Origin of the sequence: Undibacterium umbellatum (assembly GCF_014284125.1) — a bacterium.
GTDB lineage: Bacteria > Pseudomonadota > Gammaproteobacteria > Burkholderiales > Burkholderiaceae_D > Undibacterium > Undibacterium umbellatum.
Genome location: NZ_JACOFX010000040.1, coordinates 1 through 12,846, shown reverse-complemented (window position 1 = coordinate 12,846; position 12,846 = coordinate 1). Strand labels below are relative to the sequence as shown.

The window sequence follows — 12,846 nt, the reverse complement described above, 5'->3', positions numbered from 1 at the left end:
GGCAAAACAAAGACATGGAACCCGCCCACAGTTGGCGAGCAATGCGTTTTGCTTTCACCCTCTGGTGAATTCGCGGGCGGCGTGGTCTTGCCAGGCATTGCCAGCAACCACAACCCCGCACCAGACACCAACCCAGACAACACCCGCACAGAATACCCAGACGGCGCAACGGCTGATTACAACCATGCAGAGCATCACTACATCATCACATTGCCAACCGAGGGCAAGTTTAGTTTTGTCGTCGGTGCAACCACTCTTGAACTGCGCAACGACGGAGTGACCTTGCGCACGCCTAAATTTGAGGGCGTCAAATCATGAGCCATGGCATTGCTGTTAAAACCCTGGACCGTGCAGGCGGCCCGCATCGAGCTGGCGGGCAGGACTTCTTTGCTGTCGATGGCGCGCTGGTTGTGGTGCTGGGTGACAGCATTACCCCACATGGCCCCGTACCGCATGCCAGTCCAGTGATGGCGCAGGGTTCTGCCTGGATGACTTTGAACGGCATCCCAGCATGCCGGGCCGGACACCTGGCGTCATGCGGCCACGCAAGTACCGGCCGTAGCTGGTTTGTCATTCCCGAATAAGGCAAGGGAAATAACACCATGGCAGGCATGAATCTATCAACAGGTGAACGCATCGCAGGCCTGGCGCATTTACGCCAGAGCATTGCCGATATTTTGACCACACCCATAGGCACCCGCGTCATGCGCCGCGACTATGGCAGCCGCTTGTTTGAACTGATAGACCAGCCAGACAACGGCAGTACACAAGTGCGTCTGTATGCCGCCACGGCTGAAGCCCTGTTGAAGTGGGAACCCCGCATCAAGCTAACGCAAGTCAAGCTGTACCGCACAGACACGCCCGGCAAAGTCATCATTGATCTTAAAGGCCAACTGGTACGCGCATCCAAGGCGTTTAGTTTGTCTTTGCCTGTGACGGTGAAAGCATGATTGATTTAACCAAGCTGCCACCGCCTGCAGTCGTCGAAGTGCTGGATTTTGAAGCACTGGTCAACGTGCACAAACAAGACTTGCTGCAACGCCAGCCCAGCGCGGCCAATGTGCTGGCCTTGCCATCTGAACCCCTGGTCAAGCAGGTAGAAGCCTTTGCTTACCGTGAAATGCTTTTGCGCGGCCGCATCAACGACGCCGCCCGCGCCAACCTGCTGGCCTTTGCCACCGGCACGGATCTGGACCATAAAGGCGCTTTCTACAACCTGGCACGCTTATCAGGCGAAGCAGACGAGCGTTACCGCAACCGCATACAGTTGCGCATTGCTGCCCTGGCTGGCAATGGCACGGCAGAGCAATACCACCTGCTTGCACTGTCTGCCAGCGCCAATGTGCGCGACGCCAACGTCACCAGCGCAACGCCTGGCAGCATTGCCGTGGTGCTGTGGCTGATCGATGCCAGCCAGGCGCAAGCCACCAGCGCCGCCGTACTGGCGGCCATGAACGCACCCAACGCCCGCCCGCTGGGTGTGGCTGTCAAAGTGGTTGTAGCGCGGCCCGCGGCCTTGGATGTAACGGCAACCTTGTGGCGCGAAGCCAGCGCACCGGCTGATATCGTCACGCAAATTAAGGCGCGCTTTATTGCTGCCATTGCCAGCTATGCCAGCCTGGGCCGCAGCGTGCCACTGTCCTGGGTAACCGCGCAACTGCAACAGCCTGGCATTGCCCGCGTTGAATTCCCCATTGCAGGCCAGCCCGCCAGCAATACCGTCCTGGCCGCAGATGAATACGCCATCGCCGGCGCCATCACTCTAACAGATGGCGGTGTAGCGTGACTGATCTTGCTTTGTTACTGCCACCCAACGCCAGCGAGCTGGAACGCAATCTCGTGCGCATTGCCCCGCGTGCGGATCTGGATACGGCTGCAGACGCACCGGCCAACATCGCCAGCACCATGCCTGCAGCTTTCCAGCCCTGGCTTGCCGCTGAATGGAACCTGTCGCAATTCTCGCTGCACTTTGCCAGCAATGCCGAGCTGATCGCCGCTGGCTTGCCCTGGCTGCTGGAACGCGGCAGCGCCGCCAGTGTCGCGCGCGCCTTGTCCTGGCTGGGATATGACCAGGTTGCAATAGAGGAAGATGAATTTCTGGTTCACATCGACCCAGGCACCACGGCCGCCGCGCTGGATCTGGCACGTATACGCCAGGTGGTGAATGCATCCTTGCCCGCACACAGCCGCTTTTATCGCCTGTATCACGGTCTTGACCTGCGTGCAGGACGCTTTGACGCCACCAGCTTTGATCAATGCTTGTTTGATGATGATTCTGGTATCTGGTCCGGTGACCCGGCTACTGATGGCGTAAAGCTATCTTTCGGCGAAACGCACACGGCCGCAGTGAATGCGCCGGCAGCCTTACACCCGATAGCCGCCCACCGCCCGCGCCAGTTAAACATCATCGTTGACGATGCCTTGATGCAGCTGGATAGCTGGGTGCTGGATAGCGAAATCCGTTTGAATAGTGTCGTCAGCATCAGCGACTTGTCCAGCGGGGTGGTGAATCAGCCAGCCATGCAACCCTTGCTATCTGCTCACCACGCCAGCTATTGCGCCGTGCTGATGGCGCGCGCCATGCCTGCACCTATCACCGCCATTGCACCAGGCACAGCAAGCACAGTTTGCAGCCCGGCCTTGCCTGTTTATGGCTGGGCTGACCAGTGGACCAGCGGCTGGGCCGTCTGCTACCCCTTAATTTCAAATCCATAGAAAGGCACTGACATGGCAGTCCTGCAAGACCAAGGCCGCATCGAGCTGGCCGAACAATTTAAAAACCGCCCGCTGCACCTGGCCTGGGGACACGGCCTGGCCGCATGGGACGCCGCGCCCGTATCCGAACCCATCACTGCCACCGCCCTGGTGGACGAGATAGGCCGCCGCGTGGCATCACAAAAGCAATTCGTGGTACCAGAAACAGACCCCAACGCACCCAACACTATCAAAGTGCCAGGCGGTGACCTGTACCGCATCGTCAACACGCCATCACGCTGGGTATTGGTCGAATTTGTCTTTGACTATGGCGACGGCGCAGGCCAGGACATACGCGAGCTGGGCTTGTTTGTCGGCACTGAGGTGGCCGCAGGCCTGCCAGCCGGGCAACGCTATTTCACCCCCGCACAAATCACCGCGCCTGGCCGCCTTTACATGCTGGACCGCATCCCGCGCCTGATACGGTCTGGCGCGACTGAGCAAGTCTATCGCTACGTTTTGCCATTCTGAACAGGACACCCATGGAACAAAACATCAACTTACCCGGCTACCTGAACCGGCACGACGCTGCCAAGCAGTTTGACACGCTACTGTATCGCTCGGACAAGGTCATCCAGTCTGACGAACTCAACGAAACACAAAGCCTGCTGCAAGCTCGCATTAAAGGCGTGGCTGATGTATTGCTGGCAGACGGCGCGGTTATCCGTGACGCCCGCATCGTCGTCAATGCCAGCACAGGCGCGACTACCTGCGAATCTGGCGCGCTGTATGTGGATGGCGCAGTGCGTGGCATAGCGCCTGCAGCTTTAACCATTGCCGTGGTCGGTATCGTCATCGTGGGCGTGTACCTGCAACCGCATATCATCACTGAGCTGGAAGATCCCAGCCTACGCAACCGCGCACAAAATACCCGTGGCTTTGACAAAGCCGGTGCAGGCCGCCTGCAAAAGCTGCTGGTCTGGGGCTTTGCCGGTGACGGCCAGTCTGGTGATTTTTACCCTGTCTATACGGTAGAAGACGGCACAGTACGCAGCAAAGAACCACCGCCCCAGCTCGATGGCGTGACGCAGGCACTGGCACGTTATGACCGTGACTCATCCGGCGGTGATTACGTGGTGAACGGTTTGAACGTTTCCGCTGCAGACAACCTGCCCAGCGGTGAACAGGTTTACACGGTCAGCGAAGGTCGCGCCCGCGTGTTTGGCTTTGCTGTTGAACTGCCAACCAGCCGCCGCCTTGTTTATGCAGCCACGCCAGATTTTAGGTACATCGAGAACGAGCCGCACCAGTCCACCGGCACAGCGGCACAGCGCGTGAACTTTGACCGCAGCCCGGCTGCGAATGTCACTCACGTGACCATCACAGCGCAAAAAACCATAGACGTAGCACACGGCGGTTTTACCGGCGCACAAGACCCGCTGGAGGATGGTTCTGTACTGGCTGTGCTGTCTGTCAAACAAGGCGCTACCACATACCTTAAGGATGTTGACTGGAAATTCACCGCCCAGCAGATGGACTGGTCATTACCTGGTGCAGAGCCAGCACCCGGCACCACTTACAAAGTGACTTATCAATATCTGGCAAGCGTGCCGGCAACAGCGTTTGATGCCGATGGCTGCACCGTCACCGGCGCAGTGGCAGGAACGCCTATCCTGGTGAGTTATAACCGCATGCTGCCCCGTATAGACCGCCTGTGCATGGACAGCGCAGGCGCGCTGGTCTGGCTGCCTGGTGTGGCAGCAGACCGCAACCCCAGGCCACCCAGCGTACCGGCCAACCTGTTGCCGCTGGCATCTGTGGTACAGAACTGGCGCGCCGGTGCACGAACGGTGAACAATGACAGCGTGCGCGTGGTTCCCATGGACACCCTCGCTGCTTACGCCCGCCGCATGGACTTGCTGACTGAATTAATGGCCCAGCAGCGGCTTGAATCCAGTACGCAATTGCGTGATGCCACCGCCAAGCGCGGCTTGTTTGTTGACCCCTTCATGTCTGATTCTGTACGTGACCAGGGCTTGACGCAGACCGGCGCAATCTTTGGCGGTGAACTGACTTTGCCTGTGTCAGTTGAACCGCGTTTGTTATCTGTCGATATGGCAACACCTTTAACACTGGCTTACAACACTGTCACCTTGTTGGAACAGGCTTTGCGCACTGGCAGCATGCGTATCAACCCTTACGACGCTTTCGACCCGCTGCCCTCTGATGTGACCCTGAACCCAGCCATAGACCGCTGGACAGACTTAAGCACTACCTGGTTAAGCCCTGTCACTCAAAACATTACAGAAAACCAGACCAGGACCGTGCAACGCTCATCAGTACAGGCTGATGGCGAAGCCTATGAGCGCATCAATGTCCTAACAAACGAAATCAGCTACAGCAGCAAACCGGCTGAATTCATCAGGCAAATCAGTGTTGGATTTACGATTAAAGGCTTTGAAGCAGGCGAAACCATACAAACCTTGCGCTTTGATGGTATCGCCGTAGTACCGGGCAACATCGCCACGCCAACACCAGGCAGCATCACCGGCACGTTCATGATTCCCGCCAAAGTACCAGCAGGCAGCAAACGCGTGGAATTTGTGGGTACGCATGGCAGCTATGGTGTGGCGATCTATAGCGGCATAGGCCTGGAGGCACAGGACGTGCGTCAGCTGGTGACGGTGCATACATCGGGCTGGGTAAGCTTCTTTAAGGTAGATCCACTGGCCCAGACATTCACGCTGGCCGCTGACCGCCAGATTGCCGGGCTGGATCTGTGGTTCACGGCCAAGGGCAATTCTATGCTGGCGGTGCAAATACGTGAAACCCGTATGGGCATCCCTGACCAGAAAGTCATTGTACAAGCCCGCCTTGCTGCATCCACAGTCAATACCAACGGCCAGGCAACCCGTATCAATTTTGATTACCCGGTCACGCTGAGTGGTGGCGTGGACTATGCACTGGTGATTTTGTGTGACGATGCCACCACGGCCGCCGCCATTGCCGAGCTGGGCAAGTATGACGAGCATAAGGGCCAATGGGTAACCAGCCAGCCTTATACCGTGGGTGTGCTGCTGTCTTCTTCAAATGCAACGACATGGACGCCACACCAGGACAGAGATTTAGCGTTTCGTCTGGTAGCCGCTGAATACACCGCCACCACCCGCACCATAGAGCTGGGCAATACAAATCTGAACAACGTCACAGATTTAATGCTGCTGGGCCTGGTAGAAGCCCCCAGCGCACAGACCCGCGTTGAATATCAAATCACTTTGCCGGGTGGCAGCGTCCTGAATCTGGATGACGGCCAGCCGGTGCGCCTGGCTGCGCCAACATCAGGGCAATTCAGTGTCCGGGCCAAACTCACCGGCACGGCCAGTCTGTCACCAGTGCTACACCCAGGCGTCACGCTGTTGGCTGGCACGGTTGCCAACCAGGGCAGCTACATCAGCCCGCTGGTGCCTGCAGGCCAGAACGTCCGCGCCCGTATCGTCATTGATAGCAACCTGCCTGCAGGATCAACCCTGAATGTCAGTGTGGCACCAGAGGCAGGCGGTGCGCCGGTCTACACGCCTGCTGCCTTTGTATCAAGCCGGGACATTGCTACCGACTGGCATGAGCTGACCTATGAATTAAACGGCGTCAATGCTGATCGCTTGCGGGCAAAGTTGGAAATGACTGGCAATACAGCAGCCAGGCCACGTCACCGCAATTTGCGCGTGATTGTTATCTGAGGATTGCCATGCAAGATCAAAAGACACCTAACCAGCAATACAAGCTGCCCCACATTCAAAACACCGGCGCGGAAGAAGTAATAAGGCTGCGTGACACCATCACCGCCATAGACAACGACGTGGCCGCCCTGAATGTGGCGCTGGTGACCAAGGCGGGCAAAGTCACTACAGACAATCTACAAGCGCAGATTGATGAGCTTTCTATTCTTATTTATGCAGGCCTGATATGAGCACAACCAACTTAACGGATTTCCGCGACCAGTACATCGCCCGCGCCAAGGCGCTGCTGCAGGCGACTGACATAGCCAATGCAGACAGCAAGACATTAATCCTGACAGGTGCCGTGTTTGGCAGCCTGGACAAAGTCATTAATGCGCCCCTGATAGGCCGCGACACCCTGGCCCTGTTCGATGCCATGACCAGCGCAGAGATAGACACCTGGCTGGCCGACGCGGCCCACCGTAGCGCATGGCAGCGGCTTTGCACTGATGAAGCCCGCACCATACAAGTGGCGCTGCAGGACGACTTGCTACGGCCCAAGCTGATGGGCAGCACACTGGCATGGACAGACATCATTGCATCGAGCGTCATGCAGACATGGATACAAGGTAAAGCCGTCTACCTGGTGCCCTATATCGCTGCAATACCTGGTTGCCTGACATTGACAGCATCCAGCCGCACGACTATGGACAAGTTTGCCAGTGTACAAGCTGCAATGACACTGATCTATGCAAGCGCCAACTGGTTAAACGCGATTGCTGCCAACACCCCGGCGCAAGATGCCATAGGGGCCAGCCTGATTGCTTTGCGAGAGCTGGCGAAATCAAGTGCTGCTATGAATACGCTATACACCAAGCTGACCACCATCATGGTGTTTCTGTTTGCTGATGCCGCTGCCTCGGTGGATGCCTGGAACTTTGTATCGAGCGAAATTGCCGCAGGCCGCACGACGCTGGCAAGCACTTTCTTCGGTGATGCCGGTGTACGCAACGCCTTGCACGGCAATACAGGCATCACAACGGCTTTGACCACAACGGCCAGCGCCCTGTATCAATGGCTGTTCACCAACAAAATGACCGTCTTCCAGCGCACCTATGCGGCCAGCACGGCACAAAGCGGCGCGGCTATAGGCGGCAAGATATTGATGCTGGCGATGTCTGGCGCGTATAGCGCCGCTGGTCCGTCTTACTTCTATCTGACCGGCACCAGCAGCCAGTCATTGCAGGCCGCCAACGGGGCGGGCTATATCACCCTGACCACAGCACACAAGGCAGTAGGCAGCCAAACCGGCCCGCTTTATTTCACAGACGCCAGCACCGGCAGCTATTACATGACGCTGGGCTATCTGGTTATTTAAGGATCAAGGAGGATTAAATAAGATGACACAATTGATATTAGATGCAGCCAATCAAATCACCGGCTACACCCACGACGACCAGCAGGCCGCCTGGGAAGGCGTGCGCCTGGTACCAGCTCCGGACGGCTTTAACCCGGCATTGCTGGCCCATTACACCGCCAAGGTTGCCAAGGGCAAGACCACCATCACCCTGAACATGGAAGCAGCATTGACAGCCGCCAAAGCTGCCTGCTGCAGTCTCATCAAAGAAGAAGCAGCCAGGCTGATTGCCGCCACAGACTGGAAACTGCAACGCGCCCAGGAACGTGACGCCGCAGGCTGGGGCAGTCTTGCCGAGATTGACCAGGTGCTTACCGAGCGTGAAGCGATACGCCAATCCAGCAACGCCGCCGAGCTGGCCGCCAACGCCCTGACCGACATCACAACCGTGCAGACATTCACCTGGTCAATAGATGTTCCGGTATCGGCCCCCAATCGCCTTACACGCGGCCAATTCCTTGACCGTTTCACCAAGGAAGAAAGAGCCGCCATTCTTGTCGCAGCAGAAGCCAACGGCACCTTAAAAGCCTGGGTAATGCGCCTTGAAAACTCAGACTGGATCAAACCAGCAGAAGCCACACCCGGCCTGCAGGCGCTAGAAATCGCCGGGCTGATACAGCCTGGCCGTGCAGTACAAATTTTATCTTAACCCTCCCAACCACCACAGGAGCAACCACAATGCCCGTAACAAGCTATCACCATGGCGTGCGCGTCATCGAAATCAACGAAGGCACCCGCCCTATACGTACCGTTTCTACTGCAGTCATCGGCCTGGTTGCCACGGCTGACGATGCAGATGCAACGGTCTTCCCCCTGAACGTGCCGGTGCTGATTACCAACGTGCAAGCCGCCATTGCCAAAGCAGGCCGCACCGGCACGCTGGCTAAAGCCCTCAACGCTATCAGCTTGCAAACCAACCCGGTCACCATCGTGGTGCGCGTGGATGCTGATGAAGACGAAGCCATCCAGACCGCCAATGTGGTCGGCACGGTGACAGCCAGCGGCCAATACACAGGCGTCAAAGCCTTGCTGGCTGCGCAAACCAAGTTTGGTATTAAGCCGCGCATTTTGGGCGCTCCTGGCCTCGATACGCAAGCGGTAACCACCGAGCTGGCCGCCGTCGCTCAAAAGTTGCGCGCCTTTGTGTATGCCTCTGCCTGGGGCGCACAGACCAAGGAAGCAGCCATCGCTTACCGTCAGCACTTCGGCCAGCGTGAGGTCATGATTATTTGGCCGGACTTTGTCCACTTCGACACAGTCAGCAAAGCCAGCGCATCCATACCAGCCGTCGCCTATGCGCTGGGGCTGCGTGCCAAGATCGACAATGACACAGGCTGGCATAAATCCCTGTCCAATGTCGTGGTCAATGGCCCGACCGGCATAGCGCGGGACGTGTTCTGGGATCTGCAATCATCGGCCACAGATGCAGGCGTCCTGAATGCTGCGGGCGTCACCACCCTGATTAACAAGACTGGCTACCGCTTCTGGGGCAGCCGCACGGCCGAGGAAGCAGAATTCTTTTTCTTTGAAAACTACACCCGCACGGCGCAAGTGCTGGCTGACACTATCGCCGAAGTGCATTTCAGCTATGTAGACAAGCCCATGCACCCGTCCTTAGTGCGTGACTTGATTGAATCCATCAATGCCAAATTCCGCGCCCTCAAAACGGCCGGGCTGATCATCGACGGCAAAGCCTGGTTCAACCCAGCGGCCAACAGCAAAGATTCATTGAAGATTGGTTCACTGACGATTGATTACGACTACACGCCAGTGCCACCAGTAGAAGACCTGGTACTGCAACAGCGCATCACAGACCGTTACCTGGCCGACTTTGCCAAGCAAATCACCACTTAAACCCTGATTTAATAGAAGGAGCAAACCATGGGACTACCCAGCAAGCTTAAAGACTTTAATTTGTTCAATGATGGCCTATCGTATCTGGGCCTGGTGCCTGAACTGACCTTGCCCAAACTCAGCCGCAAGATGGAAGACTACATCGCAGGCGGCATGTCCGGGCCTATCGAGATTGACTACCACAACGAAAAAATCGAACTCGACTGGACCGCAGGCGGCCTGCTGTATGACGCCTTGCTGCAATACGGCGCCGTCACCCACAACGCCGTGCAGTTGCGCTTTGCCGGTGCCTACCAGAATGACGATACCGCCCAGGTGGACGCCGTGGAAATCGTGGTACGTGGCCGCCATAAGGAAATCGAAATGGGCAGCGCCAAGATGGCCGACAAGGGCGAACACAAGTACAAAACCACTTGCAGCTATTACAAGCTGATGATTAACGGTGAAGACATCATCGAGCTGGACTTTATCAACGGCGTGGAAATCGTCGGTGGCATAGACCGCCGCGCCGAACTGCGCGCCGCAATCGGCATGTAAGAGAAACCCCTCAATCATCTTTAATCAGTAGTCCTACCAACTTTTAGAAAGCAAAACCATGGCAATCAACAAAGACGAAGTGATCGTTATCAACGGCAACACCAAAACCATCACCCTGGATGAACCACTCAAACGTGGCGACACCGAAATTACCACCATCACTCTGCGCAAACCAAAGGCTGGCGAACTGCGCGGCGTTTCCTTGATCGACTTGGGCAATATGAACGTCGTCGCCCTGCAGCAAGTCTTGCCGCGTATTACTGCACCCATCCTGACCGCGCAAGACGTTGCCAGCCTTGACCCCGCAGACTTGATGGATATCGGCATGGAAGTAGCAGGTTTTTTGGTCAAGAAAGCGGACCGCATGGTCTTCCAGAAAGAATAGAAGACGCCATGGCAGACCTGGCGATTGTGTTTCACTGGCCGCCGTCTGCCATGGATGATTTGACTGTGTTGGATTTAATGGACTGGCGTGAACGCGCCAGAGTGAGAAACTCAGCGGAGTAATTATGTCAGCACGTGACCTGAAGCTGCAGGTAATCTTTAACATGATAGAGCGCGTTACCGCGCCCTTGAAGCGCATCATGGCCCAGTCGTCGGCTAGCGGCAAAGCCCTCAAAGCCTTGCGCGACCGCCTCAAGGAAATGGACGCGCAACAGAAAAACATTACCGGCTTCAGGCGCATGTCTGCCAACTTGCGCGAAACCTCCGGGCGGCTGGGTGTAGCCCAGCAAAAGGTCAAAGCCCTGGCCGAACAAATGCGGGCAACCCAACACCCCACCCGCGCCATGACAAGGGAGTTTGACCGCGCCACCAGGGCGGCCAGGCTGATCAAGGAACAGCTACAGCGAGAAAGCCAACAGCTACAAGTCTTGCGCAGCAGCCTGCATGCAGCAGGCATCAGCACCCAGCAACTGAGCGCCCATGAACGCAGCTTGCGCAATAATATGGCGGCCACCAATGCCCAGATAGCGGCCCAGCAACAGCAGTTAGCTGGCCTGGCAAGGCGGCAGCAACAGGTTGCCGCTGCCAGGCAGCGCATGGACAGTACCCGCAATGCAGCCAGCAATGCCAAGATGACGGGCTTTGATATGGCGATGACAGGCGCGGTCATGGGTATGCCCATGATCAAATCCTTGAATGAATCCAAGCATTTTGAAACGGAAATGAACCGCATTGTGGCGCTGGGCATGGGCGATAAAATCTCAGCAGACGCCATCAAGTTTAGCCAGGGTATGAAAACCTATGGTGTCAGCAGCCTGGAAAGCATGGAACTGATGCGCGATTCGCTGACCGTGTTTGCAGACCTGCACCATGCCGAAATGGTCTTACCCACCCTGGCCAAGATGAAGTTTGCCAATGCCGCCATGTTTGGCGAAGAAGCCGGGGCAGAACGCGGCCAGACCTTTATGAACATGCTGAAAGTGATCGAGCTGCGCGGCGGCCTTGCCAGCAAAGAAAAATTTGAGCATGAAGCCAACCTGGTGCAAAAGGTCATCACCGCCACTGGCGGCCGTGTCGGCCCCAATGAATGGCTGAACTTTATCAAAACGGGCGGTGTAGCAGCAAAGTCCATGCAAGATGAAGCCTTTTTCTACAAAATGGAACCACTCATCCAAGAAATGGGCGGCCATCGCGTGGGTACGGGCCTGATGTCGGCCTATTCCAATCTTTACCAGGGCAGGACCACGGTACGCGCCGCGCAAGAAATGGGCAGGCTGGATTTGCTCGATACCAGCAAGGTGCAGTACAACAAAATTGGCATGATCAAACAAATCAAGCCGGGCGCACTGGCAGGCGGTGACTTATTAAAATCTGACCCCATGGCCTGGCTGGAAACGGTCTTGCTGCCCAAGCTGGCCGCCAAGGGCATTACAGACCAGGAGCAAATCAAGGACACCATTGCCACCATCATGACGAACCGGACGGCGTCTAACCTGTTCACGCAAATGTATTTGCAACGCGCCCAAATCCACAAGAACGCCAAGTTAAATGCAGGCGCGGCCAATATCGACACACTGGACAAAGTCGCCAAGACCACCGCCAAAGGCAAAGAGCTGGAAACCCTGGCAAGAATTCGCAACACAGAAAAAGAAATAGGTGAACAAGTCTTGCCCATCTATGCGGCCGCCTTACAAAAGCTGGCAAGCGCCCTGCAAAGCGTCACCACCTTTATGAAAGAACATTCCACCACCGCCAAGGTTGTGGTGGTGGGCTTTACGGCGCTGGCGGCTACCATGGTGGTGATGGGTGGCGTCACCATCGTGCTGGCCTCCATCATTGGCCCGCTGGCCTTGCTGCGCTTTGGCTTTGCCATGCTGGGGATACGCGGCGCCTTGCTGGCTGGCACCTTTGCCCGGCTGGGTGCGGCCTTTGCGCGTATCGGCCCCTTTATTGCCCGGATAGGCGTCTGGCTGCGCGGCCTGTTGCCTGCCTTGCGCCTGGTCGGTACGGCGGTGATGTGGCTGGGCCGGGCCTTCCTGATGGCTGGCCGCTTCTTACTGATGAACCCTATTGGCCTGGCAATTACCGCCATTGCTGCAGCGGCATACCTGATCTATCGCAATTGGGCGCAAGTCAGTGCCTTCTTTAGCGGGCTATGGGCATCCATCAAAACCAGCTTTAACA

The 12,846-nt window shown here is 56.9% G+C and carries 15 protein-coding genes; all 15 read left to right on the top strand.

Translation table 11 applies throughout. From position 1 onward, the window contains the following. On the top strand, positions 1-318 hold a 318-nt coding region (locus tag H8L47_RS28685), incomplete at its 5' end, for a phage baseplate assembly protein V (protein WP_186957252.1). Next, complete coding sequence (locus tag H8L47_RS28680; RefSeq protein ID WP_186957251.1) at positions 315-584, top strand: PAAR domain-containing protein; 270 nt, start codon at positions 315-317, stop codon at positions 582-584. The genes H8L47_RS28685 and H8L47_RS28680, both read left to right, overlap by 4 nt. 27 nt (positions 585-611) lie before the next feature. Then, a complete protein-coding gene (locus H8L47_RS28675) occupies positions 612-950 on the top strand; it encodes a GPW/gp25 family protein (RefSeq protein WP_222616720.1) in 339 nt (112 codons plus the stop codon). After that, complete coding sequence (locus tag H8L47_RS28670) at positions 947-1,786, top strand: baseplate assembly protein (protein WP_186957249.1); 840 nt, start codon at positions 947-949, stop codon at positions 1,784-1,786. The genes H8L47_RS28675 and H8L47_RS28670 overlap by 4 nt, the downstream gene beginning before the upstream one ends. After that, a complete protein-coding gene (locus tag H8L47_RS28665; protein WP_186957248.1) occupies positions 1,783-2,715 on the top strand; it encodes a phage tail protein in 933 nt (310 codons plus the stop codon). Before H8L47_RS28670 ends, H8L47_RS28665 begins: the two co-directional genes overlap by 4 nt. Before the next feature lie 12 nt (positions 2,716-2,727). Further along, positions 2,728-3,225 carry a hypothetical protein gene (locus tag H8L47_RS28660; protein WP_186957247.1) on the top strand — a complete coding sequence of 166 codons (498 nt, stop codon included), beginning with the start codon at positions 2,728-2,730 and terminating at the stop codon, positions 3,223-3,225. Positions 3,226-3,236: 11 nt separating this feature from the next. Next, positions 3,237-6,431: a DUF4815 domain-containing protein gene (locus H8L47_RS28655; protein WP_186957246.1), complete on the top strand. Its 3,195-nt coding sequence runs from the start codon at positions 3,237-3,239 to the stop codon at positions 6,429-6,431. Positions 6,432-6,439: 8 nt separating this feature from the next. After that, positions 6,440-6,661 (top strand): hypothetical protein, encoded by a 222-nt coding sequence (locus tag H8L47_RS28650; RefSeq protein WP_186957245.1) that lies wholly within the window; start codon positions 6,440-6,442, stop codon positions 6,659-6,661. Then, on the top strand, positions 6,658-7,788 hold the full coding sequence (locus H8L47_RS28645; protein ID WP_186957244.1) for a hypothetical protein: 1,131 nt from the start codon (positions 6,658-6,660) through the stop codon (positions 7,786-7,788). The genes H8L47_RS28650 and H8L47_RS28645 overlap by 4 nt, the downstream gene beginning before the upstream one ends. Positions 7,789-7,810: 22 nt before the next feature. Beyond that, on the top strand, positions 7,811-8,476 hold the full coding sequence (locus H8L47_RS28640) for a hypothetical protein (RefSeq protein ID WP_186957243.1): 666 nt from the start codon (positions 7,811-7,813) through the stop codon (positions 8,474-8,476). Between the two features lie 29 nt (positions 8,477-8,505). Then, positions 8,506-9,681: a phage tail sheath protein gene (locus H8L47_RS28635; protein ID WP_186957242.1), complete on the top strand. Its 1,176-nt coding sequence runs from the start codon at positions 8,506-8,508 to the stop codon at positions 9,679-9,681. Positions 9,682-9,708: 27 nt separating this feature from the next. Further along, complete coding sequence (locus H8L47_RS28630) at positions 9,709-10,218, top strand: phage major tail tube protein (RefSeq protein ID WP_186957101.1); 510 nt, start codon at positions 9,709-9,711, stop codon at positions 10,216-10,218. 58 nt (positions 10,219-10,276) lie between these two features. Beyond that, on the top strand, positions 10,277-10,603 hold the full coding sequence (locus tag H8L47_RS28625) for a phage tail assembly protein (protein ID WP_186957241.1): 327 nt from the start codon (positions 10,277-10,279) through the stop codon (positions 10,601-10,603). An 8-nt stretch (positions 10,604-10,611) separates the two neighbouring features. Further along, on the top strand, positions 10,612-10,725 hold the full coding sequence (locus H8L47_RS28620; protein WP_186957240.1) for a GpE family phage tail protein: 114 nt from the start codon (positions 10,612-10,614) through the stop codon (positions 10,723-10,725). A 2-nt stretch (positions 10,726-10,727) separates the two neighbouring features. After that, positions 10,728-12,846 (top strand): phage tail tape measure protein (locus H8L47_RS28615; RefSeq protein ID WP_186957239.1); only part of this gene is annotated, 2,119 nt, incomplete at its 3' end.